A 13663-nucleotide genomic window follows, 5' to 3' on the forward strand; every position below is an offset into this window, starting at 1 on the left:
ATCCGCGACCTGGACCTGCTGCGCCCGATCTACGCGCAGACCGCCGCCTACGGGCACTTCGGCCGCACCGACGTCGACCTGCCGTGGGAACAGCTGAACAAAGTCGACGACCTCAAGCGCGCGATCTAAATCCGAGTTATCCGCTGCGCGGTCTTAGGTGTGCGCCGGCATCTTGTGAACGAACGCAACCAGAAGAGGATCGTCATGAGTGATGTCCCGCTCGACCTGCAATACACCGCCGAACACGAGTGGGTTCGGCGGTATGCGGAATCCAGGGCCCGAATCGGAATCACCGACTTCGCGCAGTCGGCTCTGGGTGACATCGTCTTCGTGCAGCTGCCCGAGGTGGGCGCCGAACTGATCGCAGGCGAACCGTTCGGCGAAGTGGAGTCGACGAAATCGGTGTCGGACCTGTACGCGCCGCTGTCGGGCGAGGTAGCGGCGGTCAACAGCGAGCTGAACGCCAGTCCGCAGTTGCTGAACTCCGACCCCTACGGTGCTGGCTGGCTGCTGGACATCCAGGTCAACGGATCGGCCTCGGCACTGCTGGACGCGGACACCTACCGCGGCATCCTCGCGGAATGAAAGGCGCTGTCGCATCCTGCCGGCCGCGCCGGACGTGGGCAGCCCCGCCGCGAGGCCGCGAACCACTTCCCGGTTCAGTGAGCGCGCTTGCTGCGCAAGCGATTTGAGCCCCGCTCAACGCTCCATCGCGGGCGGAGCCGCACCGTCGTCCCCGGCGTCCCGCGCGTCCAGCGCCTCGTCCGCCAGCGCCCGCCCCGTTTCGATGACCTCCACCGCGCGGTGGAATTCCAGGGCGCGGCAGGTCGAGCGGGGGACCTCGATGAGCAGGTCGGGCGGGTAGACCGCCAGGGTGTGACGCGCCAGCGCGGCCTGGGCGATGTCGATGGTCCGGTTCATCACCTCGAAGCTGCCCAGCTTCGGCACGTCGAGTCCGGCATCGGGTAGATCGTCGGCGTCGTCGTCGGTCGAGGGGCGCTCGTGATCCGGGGTGTCCGACCAGTCGTCGGACTCCCCACTCGGCCCGCCCAGCCTGCTCAGCACCGCCCGCGCGGTCGGCCGATCGAGCAGCGAACGGGCGGTGGCCGTGTCGAGCAGCGCGGACGTGCTGCGCATCATGCGGGTCAGCCACTCGACGGTTGCGCCGGGCTCCGGCTCGCGGTTGCCGATCGCCTCGCTGCCGGACAGGTTCACCGCGATGGTCAGGTCGGCGTTGACCGCGGCGAGGGGCGCCAGCGGCAGCGGATCCAGGATGCCGCCGTCGGCGACCAGCCGCCCGTCGACCGCGTGGGGGGCGATCACCCCGGGGATGGCGATGGACGCGCGGATCGCCTCGTCGAGGGGGCCGCGCTGAAACCACACCGACTTGCCCGCCAACAGGTCGGTCGCCACCGCGGTGTACGGGATGGGCAGCTCTTCGATGGCGACCGGGCCCAGGATGTCGCGCACCGCGTCCAGGATCTTGCCGGCCCGCATCACGCCGGCCGCGCTGATGGACGGGTCCAGCAGCCGCAGGATGGTGCGCTGGGTCAGCGACTTCGCCCAGTCGGCGAACTCGTCGAGCCGCCCGGCCGCCTGCAGGCCGCCGACCAGGGCGCCCATCGACGAGCCGGAGACGCCGACCACCTGGTAGCCGCGCGCCGCCAGGGCCTCGATCACGCCGATGTGGGCATAGCCGCGGGCGCCGCCGCTGCCGAGCGCGAGTGCCACCCGGGTCGGTTCTGATCGACGCGGAACTTCGTCAGGCACCCCTTCATTTTGCGCGGGGGCGGGCCGTGACCGCGGCGCCCGGGCAGTTTTTTCAGCCGTGATCCCAATTACCGCGGCGGCGCACACCCCGGGCGCGGCGCTACCCGCATTCGTTGTCGGCGGCCGCCCGCGCGGCGACGATCACCGCCGCCTGCCGGGCCGGCGTCAGCTTCGACCAGGGCGCGTTCCAGCTGCCCGCGGTGCCCGCCGGTGACGCCTGAACCATCGACAAATAGGGCTCGAACAGCGACGCCCCGGTCTTGGGCTGGGCGTCCATCCACTGCTGCGCGGCGTGACAGGCCTGGTAGTACTCCTCTTCGGTGGAGTCCGCGGGCACATCGACCCTGGTCGTCACGCCCGCGGGCGACACGCCGACCGAGCCCGCCGGCGGCGAACCGGGGCCCTTGGGGATGCCGGACTGCCGGGCCGAGGAGGACGCGGGAGCGCCGGTATGGGCGCCGTGCGAACACCCCGCGACCGGCACGGCAATGCCCACCACGAGGGCCGCCACAACCGCGGCCCATCGATCACCGCACCAGCGCACGGTCTCAATCTATGCAACACTTGCGGCCGTGATGGAGCGCTTCGGATTTTGCGAGTGTTGTCGGCCGTAACACGCCGCCGCTTGTCCTTTCCGTTTCGCCCTGGAGTCCCGCTGATGTCTGTGCCCGTAGCCGCTGAGGCTGCCCTGCGCCCGCGCACCCTTTCCGCACCGTCCGCCGGTCCGACCCGGCTGCGCGTGCCCGATCTGCTCTATGCCACCGACCGGGCCGCCGACCATGTGCTCAGCGGGCGCTGCGACCACCTGTTGCCGCCGGGGGGCATACCGGCCTCGCGGCGCTGGTTCACCCGCATTCACGGCGACGAGGAACTCGACGTCTGGCTGATCAGCTGGGTGCCGGGGCAGCCGACCGAACTGCACGACCACGGTGGGTCGCTGGGGGCATTGACCGTACTGTCCGGGTCGCTGAACGAATACCGTTGGGACGGAAGGGCTTTGCGACGACGTCGGCTCGACGCCGGCGATCAGGCCGGATTCCCGTTGGGTTGGGTGCACGACGTGGTCTGGGCGCCCCGGCCCGTGACAGCGCCCGTCGCGCTGCCGGGCGCCGGCGCCGCGCCGGTGCAGCCGACACTGAGCGTGCACGCCTACTCGCCCCCATTGACCGCGATGTCGTACTACGAGATCACCGAGCGCAAGACGCTGCGCCGCCAACGTACCGAACTGACCGACCATCCGGAAGGATCGCCATGAGCCGCATCGACGTCGTCTTGAGATCCGCCCGGCGCCGGTTTCGCCGGCTGCCCGCCGTGGAGGTGCCCGCCGCGGTGCGCCGCGGCGCGGTGCTGGTCGACATCCGGCCGCAGGCCCAGCGCTTCCGCGAGGGCGAGGTGCCGTCAGCGCTGGTCATCGAGCGCAACGTGCTGGAATGGCGCTGCGATCCCACCAGCGAGGCCAGGCTGCCCCAGGCCGTCGGCGACGACGTCGAATGGGTGATCCTGTGCTCGGAGGGCTACACGTCCAGCCTGGCCGCGGCCGCGCTGTTGGACATCGGCCTGCACCGCGCCACCGACGTCATCGGCGGTTATCACGCGCTGGCCGGCGCCGGCGTGTTGAGCGAGCTGGCGGGGGCCCGGGTCGATCCGGTGTTCGCGGACTCTGCCGCCCGTCGCTGGCTCTAGGTCGCCTCGTCCTAGGCTGTCTCGTCCGAGTGCAGCAGCGGGCGCAGTTTCGCGGTCTTGTCCGGGGTCCAGCCGGGCGGTGGCAGTACGGCGGCCCAGCCGTCGGCGACGTCGGCGACGTAGCGGTGGCCATGGCCGTCGGGGACATCCACCGCCACGGCCATGTCGGCCGACACCTGCAGGAATGTGACGACCGGAATCCAGCGCGTCTGGTGCAGCACGTCATAGCCGCGCGGTTCGCTCAGCCAGTCGGGCTTGCTGAACAACAAGTCGGGCGTCCACCAGGCGATCGGATCCGACGCATGCTGCAGGTACACCACCCGCGGGTGGTCCCAGGGAGCGTTCGGACGCGCCAAATCCTTTGCGCGAGCGATGAATCGGACATACCTACCGTCCTGATAGATCGGCAGCCATTCCGGCGACCCGCCATCACGCGTCGACGTCAGATCGGTCCAGATCGTGTTTTTGAACGTCGGCCCGCTGAACAACGCCCCGTCGGTGCGCGCCAGCACGTTGTTCAGGCTCAAGAACGGCGCCTCGCCGCCGAATGACCCCAGGCTCTCGCCGAACACCACGAGCTTGGGCCGCTGGGCTTCGGGCAGCTGGCGGATCAACTTGTCGACGGCCTCGAAGAGGGCCTGTCCGGCGTGCCGGGCGTTCTCCTTGTCCACCAGGAACGACAGCCAGCTCGGCAGGAACGAATACTGCATGCTCACGATCGCCGTGTCGCCGTTGTACATGTATTCCAGTGCCGAGGCCTCCGCGTCGTTGATCCAGCCGGTGCCGGTGGTGGTGGCCACCGCGACGACGGCGCGCCGCAATCCGCCGGTGCGCTGCAACTCCCGTGCCGCGAGCTCGGCGGCGGCCGTGATGCCCTTCGACGAATCCAATCCGGCGTACGCGCGAATGGGCTCGGTGGCCGGGGCTTTGTTGAAGGAGGCGAGCTGCTCGACGGTCGGGCCACCCTCGACGAAGATGCGGCCCTCCCGGCCCAGCGACTCCCACGACACCAAAGACTGCGGGCCACCGGAGCGAAGCGGGGTTTTCGGTGCAGCGGTGTCGGGATTCATCTCCTCGTTGGCCGAGGCGAAGGTGTGGTTCATGGTTCGCATGGCGAACTTGAGCACCACGCCGTTGAGCAGGGTGATGGTCAGCACCACCAGCGTGACGACCACGATGGTCGCCGAGAGCCGAAACGGGGCGAACCGGTCTACCTGATCGACCAGGACTCTGACCAGCCAGCGGGTGAATTGGCCCAACTCGACCACCGCGAACAACACCACCAGCGACAGCACCCCGGCCAGCGGGTAGTCGTACCACTCCAAATGCGCCACTCCCATCAGGTCGCGCACGTCGTCTTGCCACACGTGGAACCAGATCGCCATGAGGACCTGGCCCACCACGCCGATCGGGATCAGCACCTTCCACACCCAGCGTGGCGCCGCCGGGCTGTGATCCTTTTCGCGCATGAACCGCACCAGCCAGACCGAAAAGACGCCCAGTCCGTAGCCAATGGCGCCGGAGAGCCCGCTGACCAGCCCCTGGAACAGCGGGCCGCGCGGCAGCAGCGACGGTGTGAGCGAAAGCCAGATGAAGATCAGGCCCACAGTGGTGCCGGTGAAGGTGTAATGCCGTATCCACCATGGCTTTTCCGTCCACGGCAGGGTGGGCGCGGCGCGGCCGAATCGCGGTGCGGTTACCGGTGCCGGCGCGGCGTGCGGCTCGGCTCCCGCGGACACCTCGACGATGTCGGCCGGGGGGTGGCCTGTCTCGGTGTTGGTCGCGGAAACCCGTTCGCTCATGCAAGCGCCCTAGCGGTGAATGAAGTTCGGCGGACGCTTCTCGACGAAGGCCGCCATTCCTTCGGACTGATCCTGCGTCGCGAATGTCGAGTGAAACAGCCTGCGCTCATAGAGAAGTCCCTCGGCCAGGGTGGACTCGAACGCGCGGTTGACGGCCTCCTTGGCCATCCTGGCGGCCGAGCGCGACATCTGCGAGATGGTGGTGGCGACGGCCTTGGCCTCGGTCAGCAGGTCGTCGGCCGGCACCACCCGCGAAACCAGACCGCTGCGTTCGGCTTCTTCGGCGCCGATGGTGCGGCCGGTCAGGATGAGGTCCATGGCCTTTGCCTTGCCGATGGCCCGGGTCAGCCGCTGCGAGCCGCCCATGCCCGGCAGCACACCGAGTTTGATCTCGGGCTGGCCGAATTTCGCTGTGTCGGCGGCGATCAGCACATCGCACATCATCGCGAGCTCGCAGCCACCGCCCAGCGCGTGGCCGGCGACGGCGGCGATCGTGGGGGTGCGCACGGCGGCAAGCTTGCTCCACGGGGCGAAGAAGTCGGCGCCGAAGGCGTCGGCGAACGTCAGCTCGGCCATCTCCTTGATGTCGGCCCCGGCGGCGAACGCCTTGGCCGAGCCGGTAATGATGATCGCCCCGATGCCGGGATCGGCGTCGAAATCGGCTGCCGCGCTGGTGACTTCGTTCATCACCGCAGTATTGAGCGCGTTGAGGGCCTTCGGCCGGTTCAGGGTGATGATGCCGACGCGGTCATCGCGCTCGACGAGGATGGTCTCGTAGTTTGCCGCTGTCATCCAAACCGCCTTTCTAGAAACTCAAGTCGTCGTCGACCGGGGTGAAATACGCCTCGACGTCGGCCGTGGTCACGTCGGACAGCTGGGCCGGCGACCACTTCGGATTGCGATCCTTGTCGATCAGCTGCGCGCGGATGCCCTCCACCAGATCATGGGAGCGCAGCGACGCCGACGATACCCGATAGTCCTGCACCAGAACGTCTTTGAGGGTTTCGAGGTGGGTCGCGCGCCGCACCGCCTCCAGGGTCACCGACAGCGCGATCGGGGAGCGGGTGGCGATCAGGTCGGCCGCGTCTTGAGCAGCTTGCGCGCCCGGGCCGGCGTCGTGGCCGCGAAGCGCGGCGACGATGTCCGCAACGGTGTCGCCGGAGAAGCATTCGTCGATCCAATCCCGCTGCGCGGCAAGCTCGCTGGCCGGCGGTTCGACGGTGTACTTGTCGAGCGCCCGCTCGACGCCGTCGGTGATCACCGCGCGGCGGAACGCCTCGACGTCGCCGTGGGGGACGTAGTGGTCGGCAAAACCCATGGCGATGGCGTCGGCCCCGGAGAACGGCGCCCCGGTCAGCGCGGCGTGCAGGCCCAGCCCGCCGGGCGCCCGAGACAGCAGGTAAACGCCGCCGACGTCCGGGATGAAGCCGATGCCGACCTCGGGCATGGCGATCTTGGAGGTGTCGGTGACCACCCGGGTGTTCGCGTGCGCGCTCACCCCCACGCCGCCGCCCATCACGATGCCGTCCATCAACGCCACGTAGGGCTTGGCGAACTCGGCGATCTGGGCGTTGAGCAGATACTCGTCACGCCAGAAGCGTCGCGCCTCGACCCCGTCCTTGCGCGCGCTGTGGTAGATCGACACCACGTCGCCGCCGGCGCACAGCCCGCGTTCACCGGCGCCCGACAGCACCACCGCGCGCACCGCGTCGTCGTCGGCCCAGCCGCTCAGGATGGCGGTCAGCGCGTCGACCATCGGCTGATTCAGCGAGTTGATCGCCTTGGGTCGGTTGAGCGTGATCACCCCGACGCTGCCCTCGACTTCGGTCAGAACCTCATCGGATACGTCGGTCACGCCCTCGCCTCCCTCAATCCCAGACCGGTCCAGCCTCGAGGAAGAAATCTAGATCGTCACGACCGGCGCAGCACCCGCGGGTAAGGGTTATCTTTAACGCGACGACACCGGCGAAGGCTCTATATACCCAAAACGCCCAGGTCCGCTGGGAACCAGGGCCCGACGCCGATCGTTGAGATGGTGTTCGTACAGCTCGAAGCCAATCAGAGAGGATCCGACGGTGCGGGAGACAAGCAACCCGGTATTTCGTTCGCTGCCTAGGCAGAGGGGCGGGTACGCACAATTCGGCACGACCGCGCCCCCGATGCAGTATGGGGCCGACCCCTACGCGGCTCCCTATGCGGCCCCGTACCAAGAGGCCAAAGCTTCGCGTCCGCTGACCATCGACGACGTCGTCACCAAGACCGGCATCACGCTGGCCGTGCTGGCGATATCCGCCGTGGTCTCTTACTTCCTGGTCGCCCGCGACGTGGCGCTGGCCATGCCGCTGGCCCTGATCGGTGGGCTGGGCGGCCTGGCCCTGGTCCTGGTGGCCACCTTCGGCCGCAAGCAGGACAACCCGGGCATCGTGCTGAGCTACGCCGTGCTCGAGGGCCTGGTGCTGGGCGCGATCTCGTTCGTCTTCGCCAACTTCTCGGTGTCCAACGCCAACGCCGGGGCGCTGATCGGTGAGGCGGTGCTGGGCACCTTCGGGGTGTTCTTCGGCATGCTCGTCGTCTACAAGACCGGCGCCATCCGGGTGACGCCCAAGTTCACCCGCATGCTGGTGGCCGCGATGTTCGGCGTGCTGGCCCTGATGCTCGGCAACTTCGTGCTGGCGATGTTCCACGTCAACGGCGGCACCGGCCTGGGCCTGCGCAGCGGCGGCACGGTGGCCATCATCTTCTCGCTGGTGTGCATCGCGATCGCGGCGTTCAGCTTCCTGATCGACTTCGATGCTGCCGACCAGATGGTTCGCGCCGGCGCGCCGGAGAAGGCGGCGTGGGGCATCGCGCTTGGCCTGACCGTGACGCTGGTGTGGCTGTACATCGAGATCCTGCGTCTGCTCAGTTATCTGCAGAACGATTAGCTCTCGTCAACGAAAAGACCGGCACGCCGCCTGGCGTGCCGGTTCTTTCATGCCCCACCGGTGTCGAGTGTGGGGAACAAGTACGCTTGCGCGTCGAAAATCGTCCTTAGGACCCACACTCGACGCGCACGGCCCGATGGCGAGCGGTCCTAGCTCAGCCGCTCGATCACCATCGCCATGCCCTGGCCGCCGCCGACGCACATGGTCTCCAGACCGAACGTCTTGTCGTGCGTCTGCAGGTTGTTGAGCAGCGTGGTGGTGATGCGTGCGCCGGTCATGCCGAACGGGTGGCCCAGCGCGATCGCCCCACCGGACACGTTCAGCTTGTCCTCGTCGATGCCCAGCTCGCGCGCCGAACCCAGCACCTGGACGGCGAACGCCTCATTGATCTCGAACAGGTCGATGTCGCTGACCGACAGTTTGGCGCGCGCCAGCGCCTTCTTGGTCGCCTCGATCGGGCCGAGGCCCATGATCTCCGGGGACAGGCCGCTGACCCCGGTGGACACGATGCGCGCCAACGGCGTCAGGCCGAGTTCCTTGGCCTTGGTGTCGCTGGTGATCACCACCGCGGCGGCGCCGTCGTTGAGCGGGCACGCGTTGCCGGCGGTCACCGTGCCGTTGGGCCGGAACACCGGCTTGAGGCCGCTGATCTTCTCGTAGGTGGTGCCGGGGCGCGGGCCGTCGTCGGTGCTCACCGTGGTGCCGTCGGGCAGGGTCACCGGGATGATCTCCCGTTCGAAGAACCCGCTCTTGATCGCCTCCTCGGCGCGGTTCTGGCTGCGCACACCCCAGTGGTCCTGGTCTTCGCGGCTGATGCCGGTCAGCAGCGCGACGTTTTCGGCCGTCTGCCCCATGGCGATGTACACGTCGGGCACGTTGCCGTCGGCGCGGGGATCGTGCCACTCGTCGGCGCCTTCGGCCGCGGCGGCCGACCGCTCCTGCGCCTCGTCGAACAGCGAGTTCTTGGTGTCCGGCCAGGAGTCGGCGCTGCCCTTGGCGAAGCGGGACACCGTCTCCACACCCGCGGAGATGAACGCGTCGCCCTCACCGGCCTTGATCGCGTGGAAGGCCATCCGGGAGGTCTGCAGCGACGACGAGCAGTACCGGTTCACGGTGGTGCCCGGCAGGAAGTCGTAGCCGAGTTCGACGGCGATGACCCGGGCCAGGTTGTATCCGGATTCGCCGGCCGGCTGGCCGCAGCCCAGCATCAGGTCGTCGATTTGGTGGGGGTTGAGCGCGGGCACCTTGTCGAGCGCGGCGCGCACGATCTGGACGGTTAGGTCGTCGGGGCGCATGTTGACCAGCGACCCCTTCATCGCGCGACCGATCGGCGAGCGAGCGGTGGAGACAATGACGGCTTCAGGCATGGTGGTTCCCTTCAGATCCCTGCAGATCCCACGGATGGGGCTGGCTCGCTTGGCACCGGATGGGCCATCGGGCGGTGGGTCCGCTCCGACCGGCGAGGACAAATCTAGTCGCTGCCGGCCTCGGGGCACGAAGACGGGGAAGGTCCGGGTGCCGGACGCCGCCACAACCGCGACATCACGCTGCTGCGGGTGTGCCGCTGACCGAGCACCGGCGCCGCCGCGGGCACCGGCGAGCTCGCCGGCGGACGCTCCACCTCCTCGCCCAGCGCGTCGCAAAGGGCGAGCAGCAGCGCATCGGCCGCCAGCGCATAGGCGGGTGCCGACGGATGGTAGCCGTCGGCGGAGAACATGGCGTCGGGCGTCGCGCGAAATTGCGGCGCCATCAGCTGCGCCAACGGAACCGGCACACCACCGGCCGACCGGACCGCCGCCGTCTGGGCGCGGGCAAGCTGCAGGCAACGCTCGTGCGCCAGCGACCGCAGCGGCTGCGGAATGGCGCTGATGAACCCGAGGTCCGGGCATGTGCCGACGATCACCACGGCACCGCGGGCGCGCAGCTTGCGGACGCTCAACGCCAGCCGCTGCGCCGACTGGCTGATGCCGTTCAGCGCGGTCACGTCGTTGGCGCCCACCATGATCACCGCGAAGTCCGGCGGCGGGCCGGCCACGAACATCGCGTCGACCTGACCGCACACGCCCTTGGAGGTGGCGCCGACGATCGCTTTGGTGCTCAACCGGATCCGCTTGCCGGTTTGCTCGGCCAGGCCCCGGGCGATGCGCACTCCCGGCACTTCGTCGGCGCTCATGCAACCGTATCCGGCGGCGGTGGAGTCACCGAAGATCATCAGGTGCTTGTCGACCGCCATGCCGCGGTGCCAGCGTTGCACCGGGCCGCCGTCGCGCGTATACACGCCGTCCGCGCGGGGTGGGATGTCCCACGACTTGGGGATGATGGTGCGCGCGTGGGTGGCCTGGCCGACCAACAGGCTGCGTGCCCCCAGGTAGGCAGTTCCTGTTGAGGCAAGCGCGCCCGCTGTGGCCAGGGCGATCGCCGAACGACGTGGCAGCCGCATGGTCACGCAGTCAAGTTTAAATCGGCTTCGGGGTTTGCGCGGGCGCCTGGAAAACGAAGTGATCACGGTGCGAAGCAAAACTGGTATCGAATCAGCTATTTCATACGTTGTGCTAAGCATCGCCTGTCAAGCTGAAGACAAGGGGTTGGCTGAGTGCCTTGGCAAACGCCTGAACCGGACACTCGGTCGCCTCGTCACATGCTGTATCGCACTACAACGCTGTAGGAAGTGTCGAGCATGACTGCACCTAGCAAGGAATCGGGGTCATCGACAACTACCGTTCGGCCCCATGACGCCGTCGAAGCCCGCCGAGCGCAGGCGCGCAAATTCGCGATCAGCGACGGCGCGCCGGTCGAGGTGCTCGAATCAGGGCCCAGCGTCGCCGCGCGACTGGCCAACCTCACCTCGCGGCTGACCATCCGGCCGATCCTGTCCGTCGGCAGCCACGTCCCGAACCTGCCATGGCCGTGGGGTCTGATCGACCTGACGGCCCGGGTGCTGATCCCCGCGTCGGCCACCGTTCGCGAGACCATCAAGCTGCCCCACGCGTCGGCGCAGCTGGTGCGCGCGCCCGGGGTGCTGCCCGCCGACGGCAGTCGCCGCGTGATCGTCTACCTGCACGGCGGCGCGTTTCTCACCTGTGGGGCGAATTCCCACGGCCGGCTGGTCGAAGCCCTGTCCAAGTTCGCCGACTCGCCCATTCTGGTGGTCAATTACCGTCTGCTGCCGAAGAATTCGGTCGGGATGGCGATCGACGACTGTCACGACGCCTACCGGTGGTTGCGGCGGCGCGGATACCAGCCCGACCAGATCGTGCTGGCCGGTGACTCCGCCGGCGGCTACCTCGCGCTCACGCTGGCCCAACGCCTGCAGGAGGAGGGTGACGGTCCCGCGGCCCTGGTGGCGATCTCGCCCCTGCTGCAGCTGGCCAAGGAACCCAAGCAGGACCACCCCAACATCGACACCGATGCCATGTTCACGGCCGGGGCGTTCGATGCGCTGGCCGAGCTGGTGGCCGGGGCGGCCGGGAAGAACATCGTCGACGGGAAGCCCGAAGAGATCTACGAGCCGCTGGACCACATCAAGCCGGGCCTGCCGCGCACGCTGATTCACGTGTCGGGCTCCGAGGTGCTGTTGCACGACGCACGGCTGGCGGCGAGCCGGCTCGCCGCGGTGGGCGTGCCGGCCGAGGTGCGGGTGTGGCCCGGACAGGTCCACGACTTCCAACTGGCCGCGCCGATGGTGCCCGAGGCCGTGCGCTCGCTGCGCCAGATCGGCGACTACATCCGCGAGGCCACGGAGTAGCGCGCGAACTGCGCGCAGTCTGGTTGTGCGCCGCGCGAATCCGCCTGAGACGATGAACGCATGCGGATCGCTCAGCACATCAGTGACCTCATCGGCGGCACACCGCTGGTGCGGCTGAACTCCGTCGTCCCCGACGGTGCCGGCATTGTGGCGGCCAAAGTCGAGTACCTCAATCCCGGTGGCAGCTCAAAGGACCGGATCGCGGTGAAGATGATCGACGCCGCCGAAGCCAGCGGGCAGCTGCGGCCCGGCGGCACCATCGTCGAACCCACCTCGGGTAACACCGGCGTCGGGCTGGCCCTCGTCGCGCAGCACCGGGGCTACAAGTGCGTGTTCGTCTGCCCCGACAAGGTCAGCGAGGACAAGCGCAACGTGCTGATGGCCTACGGCGCCGAGGTCGTGGTGTGCCCCACCGCGGTGCCGCCCGACCACCCGGACAGCTACTACAGCGTCTCGGACCGGCTGGTCACCGAGATCGACGGCGCGTGGAAGCCCGACCAGTACGCCAACCCGGAAGGCCCGGCCAGCCATTACGCGACCACCGGCCCAGAGATCTGGGCCGACACCGACGGCAGAGTCACCCACTTCGTCGCAGGCATCGGCACCGGCGGGACGATCACCGGCGCGGGCCGCTACCTCAAAGAGGTGTCGGCCGGCCGACCGCAAGGACCCGTGCGCATCATCGGCGCCGACCCCGAGGGATCGGTGTATTCCGGCGGTACCGGCCGGCCCTACCTGGTGGAGGGCGTCGGCGAGGATTTCTGGCCGCAGGCGTACGACCGAACGGTGCCCGACGAGGTCATCGCGGTGTCCGACTCCGACTCGTTCGACATGACGCGGCGGCTGGCCCGCGAGGAAGCGATGCTGGTCGGCGGCTCGTGCGGCATGGCGGTGGTCGCCGCGCTCAAGGTCGCCGAGCGGGCCGGACCCCATGCGGTCGTGGTGGTGTTGCTGCCCGACGGCGGGCGGGGCTACATGTCAAAGATTTTCAACGACGCGTGGATGTCGTCATACGGGTTCCTGCGCAGCCGCCTGGACGGCTCAACCGAACAGTCCCGGGTGGGCGACGTGCTGCGCCGCAAGTCCGGTGAGCTGCCCGACCTGGTGCACACCCACCCGTCCGAGACGGTGCGCGACGCCATCGGCATCCTGCGCGAGTACGGGGTGTCCCAGATGCCCGTCGTCGGGGCCGAGCCGCCGGTGATGGCGGGGGAGGTGGCCGGCAGCGTCTCCGAACGAGAACTGTTGTCCGCCGTGTTCGAGGGGCGAGCGAAATTGGCCGACGCCGTCTCACTGCACATGAGCCCGCCGCTGCCGATGATCGGCGCCGGCGAGTTGGTCAGCGCGGCCGGCAAGGCGTTGCGCGATTGGGACGCGTTGATGGTGGTGGAGGAGGGCAAACCGGTGGGTGTGATCACCCGCTACGACTTGCTGGGTTTCCTCTCCGAGGGGCCGCGTGGGCTGTCCGGGCGCCGCTAGCTTTCCGGTGCCGGGCGCGGCCGTGGGCGCGCCGCGCGTCTCGCCCGGCCGCGACGCCCTCGGGTACTGTTTCGGCTGTCCCAGCCAGGCGTCCAGCTGACCCGGAGTGGAAAGGTTGCCCATGACCGATGAGCCGTCCGGCGGCGCTTACCCGCCACCCCCCTCGTCGTCCGGGCCCGCGGGTGGGCATCAGCCGCCATCGGGTGGGCAGCAGATTCCGCAGCCTTCCCCGCAGTCCGGCGGCGGTTCCTATGCACCAC

The 13663-nt window shown here is 68.7% G+C and carries 14 protein-coding genes; 7 read left to right on the top strand and 7 right to left on the bottom strand.

All coding sequences use genetic code 11. The features are described from left to right. Together BST14_RS25780 and gcvH are read left to right on the top strand one after the other, a co-directional pair. On the top strand, positions 1 to 129 hold a 129-nt coding region (locus BST14_RS25780), incomplete at its 5' end, for a methionine adenosyltransferase domain-containing protein (RefSeq protein ID WP_158085929.1). Between the two features lie 75 nt (positions 130 to 204). Next, entirely contained in the window at positions 205 to 585 is a 381-nt protein-coding gene (gene gcvH / locus BST14_RS25785; RefSeq protein WP_083067148.1) for a glycine cleavage system protein GcvH, read from the top strand. A 114-nt stretch (positions 586 to 699) separates the two neighbouring features. On the opposite strand, the gene BST14_RS25790 is transcribed toward gcvH, so the two are convergent. Continuing rightward, a complete protein-coding gene (locus BST14_RS25790) occupies positions 700 to 1770 on the bottom strand; it encodes a patatin-like phospholipase family protein (RefSeq protein ID WP_245845742.1) in 1071 nt (356 codons plus the stop codon). A gap of 100 nt (positions 1771 to 1870) precedes the next feature. Then, a complete protein-coding gene (locus tag BST14_RS25795) occupies positions 1871 to 2314 on the bottom strand; it encodes a lipoprotein LpqV (protein ID WP_211280819.1) in 444 nt (147 codons plus the stop codon). A 114-nt stretch (positions 2315 to 2428) separates the two neighbouring features. On the opposite strand from BST14_RS25795, the gene BST14_RS25800 reads away from it, so the two are divergent. Both BST14_RS25800 and BST14_RS25805 read left to right on the top strand, forming a co-directional pair. Beyond that, positions 2429 to 3025, top strand: a complete 597-nt coding sequence (locus BST14_RS25800; RefSeq protein WP_083067138.1) for a cupin domain-containing protein — start codon at positions 2429 to 2431, stop codon at positions 3023 to 3025. Next, positions 3022 to 3453 (top strand): rhodanese-like domain-containing protein, encoded by a 432-nt coding sequence (locus BST14_RS25805; RefSeq protein WP_083067139.1) that lies wholly within the window; start codon positions 3022 to 3024, stop codon positions 3451 to 3453. Before BST14_RS25800 ends, BST14_RS25805 begins: the two co-directional genes overlap by 4 nt. 11 nt (positions 3454 to 3464) lie before the next feature. Here the strand turns inward: BST14_RS25805 and BST14_RS25810 are convergent, their stop codons facing one another. From BST14_RS25810 to BST14_RS25820, 3 genes are read right to left on the bottom strand one after another with little or no spacing between them, the layout of a single operon-like run. Further along, a complete protein-coding gene (locus BST14_RS25810; RefSeq protein ID WP_083067140.1) occupies positions 3465 to 5255 on the bottom strand; it encodes an alpha/beta hydrolase in 1791 nt (596 codons plus the stop codon). Positions 5256 to 5264: 9 nt separating this feature from the next. Then, on the bottom strand, positions 5265 to 6047 hold the full coding sequence (locus BST14_RS25815) for an enoyl-CoA hydratase (RefSeq protein WP_083067141.1): 783 nt from the start codon (positions 6045 to 6047) through the stop codon (positions 5265 to 5267). 13 nt (positions 6048 to 6060) lie between these two features. Continuing rightward, entirely contained in the window at positions 6061 to 7110 is a 1050-nt protein-coding gene (locus tag BST14_RS25820) for an enoyl-CoA hydratase/isomerase family protein (RefSeq protein WP_083067142.1), read from the bottom strand. A 220-nt stretch (positions 7111 to 7330) separates the two neighbouring features. Here BST14_RS25820 and BST14_RS25825 point away from each other — a divergent pair, with 220 nt between their 5' ends. Next, positions 7331 to 8179 carry a Bax inhibitor-1/YccA family protein gene (locus tag BST14_RS25825; RefSeq protein ID WP_083067143.1) on the top strand — a complete coding sequence of 283 codons (849 nt, stop codon included), beginning with the start codon at positions 7331 to 7333 and terminating at the stop codon, positions 8177 to 8179. A gap of 149 nt (positions 8180 to 8328) precedes the next feature. Here the strand turns inward: BST14_RS25825 and BST14_RS25830 are convergent, their stop codons facing one another. After that, positions 8329 to 9546 carry an acetyl-CoA C-acetyltransferase gene (locus BST14_RS25830; RefSeq protein WP_083067144.1) on the bottom strand — a complete coding sequence of 406 codons (1218 nt, stop codon included), beginning with the start codon at positions 9544 to 9546 and terminating at the stop codon, positions 8329 to 8331. A gap of 104 nt (positions 9547 to 9650) precedes the next feature. Beyond that, a complete protein-coding gene (locus BST14_RS25835; protein WP_142279614.1) occupies positions 9651 to 10613 on the bottom strand; it encodes an SGNH/GDSL hydrolase family protein in 963 nt (320 codons plus the stop codon). A 243-nt stretch (positions 10614 to 10856) separates the two neighbouring features. Here BST14_RS25835 and BST14_RS25840 point away from each other — a divergent pair, with 243 nt between their 5' ends. Both BST14_RS25840 and BST14_RS25845 read left to right on the top strand, forming a co-directional pair. Beyond that, positions 10857 to 11924 carry an alpha/beta hydrolase fold domain-containing protein gene (locus BST14_RS25840; RefSeq protein ID WP_083067146.1) on the top strand — a complete coding sequence of 356 codons (1068 nt, stop codon included), beginning with the start codon at positions 10857 to 10859 and terminating at the stop codon, positions 11922 to 11924. Positions 11925 to 11984: 60 nt separating this feature from the next. Continuing rightward, positions 11985 to 13403, top strand: coding sequence for a cystathionine beta-synthase (locus BST14_RS25845; RefSeq protein ID WP_083067147.1), 1419 nt, complete (start codon positions 11985 to 11987; stop codon positions 13401 to 13403). Positions 13404 to 13663 lie beyond the last annotated feature (260 nt).

The organism is Mycobacterium arosiense ATCC BAA-1401 = DSM 45069 (genome assembly GCF_002086125.1).
GTDB classification, from domain to species: domain Bacteria; phylum Actinomycetota; class Actinomycetes; order Mycobacteriales; family Mycobacteriaceae; genus Mycobacterium; species Mycobacterium arosiense.

What these genes read in the sequence shown, in the direction of transcription:
- BST14_RS25840 (WP_083067146.1), top strand. Translation starts at nt 10,857, where the DNA reads ATGACTGCACCTAGCAAGGAATCGGGGTCATCGACAACTACCGTTCGG.
- BST14_RS25805 (WP_083067139.1), top strand. Translation starts at nt 3,022, where the DNA reads ATGAGCCGCATCGACGTCGTCTTGAGATCCGCCCGGCGCCGGTTTCGC.
- gcvH (WP_083067148.1), top strand. Translation starts at nt 205, where the DNA reads ATGAGTGATGTCCCGCTCGACCTGCAATACACCGCCGAACACGAGTGG.
- BST14_RS25815 (WP_083067141.1), bottom strand. Translation starts at nt 6,047, where the DNA reads ATGACAGCGGCAAACTACGAGACCATCCTCGTCGAGCGCGATGACCGC.
- BST14_RS25845 (WP_083067147.1), top strand. Translation starts at nt 11,985, where the DNA reads ATGCGGATCGCTCAGCACATCAGTGACCTCATCGGCGGCACACCGCTG.
- BST14_RS25830 (WP_083067144.1), bottom strand. Translation starts at nt 9,546, where the DNA reads ATGCCTGAAGCCGTCATTGTCTCCACCGCTCGCTCGCCGATCGGTCGC.
- BST14_RS25810 (WP_083067140.1), bottom strand. Translation starts at nt 5,255, where the DNA reads ATGAGCGAACGGGTTTCCGCGACCAACACCGAGACAGGCCACCCCCCG.
- BST14_RS25800 (WP_083067138.1), top strand. Translation starts at nt 2,429, where the DNA reads ATGTCTGTGCCCGTAGCCGCTGAGGCTGCCCTGCGCCCGCGCACCCTT.